Here is a 1,435-nt window from a genome sequence, read left to right as displayed (position 1 = left end):
CTACGGGGCCGACGAGCCGGGCGGGAACCTGCATGATCTTCGCAGCGTCACGCTTCCCCCGATCACTGGCACCGTCACCGGCAACGACTTCCCGGATGGGACGCGGACCGTGTACACCTACGCGAGGGACACCGGGCGTTCCGAGCTGGATGGCAACCTGCTGACGATCGAGGACAGCCTGGGGCAGACCTACCTGCGCAACACCTACGCTAGCACCGTCGACCCGAGCGACTACGTGTTTGATCGACTCGTCGCGCAGGCATGGGGCGATCCCGATGATCGTATCAGTATGACGTACGCCAGTGTTGGGCCCGCGCCTGACAATAATTTCGCGGTTGCGATGGCCTGGGTGAATGATCGGGTGGGCCGGGTGAGCGCGCACTTCTTCGACGCGCATAATCAGCTCGTGCTGCGCCGGGAGTACACCGGGTTCGCCAACCCGGATCTGCCGACCACGGTGCTGCTCAACCCACCTGTGGACAAGCTGCGGTCCGATGACCCGGACTACTTCGAGACGCGGTTCGCCTACAACGCCGATGGCCACGTCAGCCGCGTCGTCCACCCGCGGGGTAACGCGACCGTCTCGATCTACGAGGGAGACCTGAACTCCGCCGCGTCGCCGCGGATCCGAGGCAACCTGCGAGAGCGTCGCCATGAGGGCGAAGCGTGTGACAGCGGGTTCCCCCCGATCCGCGAGCTGTTCGAGTACGCGCCGGGACTCGGCAACGAACACGACGCCCAAGACTTCGTCGTGCTTGCCACCGACGCGCGCGGCAACGTCACCCAGGCACGCTATGACGCCGCCGGGAATCGCACCTCGATCATTCACCCCGAGCCAGATTCCCGCGAAGACATGGAGTACAGCTCTGTCGGGCAGCTGACCCGGCATCAGCTGCCCGCGGACCCAGAGGGGGTCCGCCGCGAGGTGGTCTTCACGTACGCCGATGACGGGCATGTTCGTCAGGAGGTCGTCGACCCTGATGGGCTGGCGCTGACGACCACCAAGGAGTTTGACGCCGCGTGCAACGAGGTCCGGCGCGTAGACCCGCGCGGCAACGACAAGCTCTACCTCTATAACGCGCGCGACGAGCTGGTCCGCGAGCTGGGTCCTGCCACCACGTGCCCTGCGACATGCGGAGGCGGTGCGGCCACGCGGGCGTACACGGATCACATCTATGACGCCAACATGAACCTGGTCCGCGTCGACTACGAGGCGCTCGATTGTGCAGGTGCGCCGCAGGGCAACGGCGTGGTCTCGACCTCGCTTGCGTATGACGTTCTCAACGAGCTCACGCTCACCACCGAGCAGGTTGGCGATGGTCGCGTGATCACCAGCGCGCTGAGTTACGATGCCAACCGCGAGGTCACGCTACAGCAGCTGGGCGAGGCCACGATCACCACGATCTACGACGAGCGCGGGCTGACCTATCGGGAG

General features: G+C 65.5%; 1 protein-coding gene. It reads left to right on the top strand.

Features of this window, described 5'->3' with window-relative positions:
• Nucleotides 1-1,435: RHS repeat protein (locus tag DB30_RS40835; protein ID WP_146662965.1), on the top strand; the 1,435-nt coding region annotated here is incomplete at both ends.

This window comes from Enhygromyxa salina (assembly GCF_000737335.2).
In the GTDB taxonomy this organism is placed as follows: domain Bacteria; phylum Myxococcota_A; class Polyangia; order Nannocystales; family Nannocystaceae; genus Plesiocystis; species Plesiocystis salina_C.
The sequence above is the reverse complement of the archived record's forward strand: the minus strand, read 5'-3'. Positions and strand labels throughout refer to the sequence as shown.